We start from the raw sequence: 382 nt of genomic DNA on the forward strand, positions 1-382 counted from the left end.
ACGTTCCTGATGGGCTGGTGTTTCACGCTGACCGCGGAACACAATTCACCAGTGAGAAGCTCTGGGAGGTCTGCCGCAACCTGGGCATTGCCCAGTCTGTGGGGCGTACGGGCGTGTGCTTCGATAACGCGATGGCCGAGTCGTTCTGGTCGACGCTAAAGACTGAATTCTATGACCGGCAGCGATGGCCTACCCGTGATGCTGCACGCAAGGCCGTTGCCTACTGGATTGAAGTCGTCTACAACCGCCGGCACTCTGCACTCGGGATGGTCAGCCCCGTCGACTTCGAGAACCACGCCGGCGCAATCAACAGCAGAAAAGAAATAGCTGCCTAACCACTAGGTAGCTCCACTACGTGTCCACGATTTGCGGGCAACCCCAA

At 58.1% G+C, this 382-nt stretch carries 1 protein-coding gene; it reads left to right on the forward strand.

Annotated elements, in window-relative coordinates; all coding sequences use genetic code 11:
* On the forward strand, nt 1-335 hold a 335-nt coding region (locus HMPREF2847_RS11970; protein WP_168168372.1), incomplete at its 5' end, for an integrase core domain-containing protein.
* Nucleotides 336-382 lie beyond the last annotated feature (47 nt).

Source organism: Corynebacterium sp. HMSC074C03 (assembly GCF_001838285.1).
Lineage (GTDB): Bacteria > Actinomycetota > Actinomycetes > Mycobacteriales > Mycobacteriaceae > Corynebacterium > Corynebacterium amycolatum.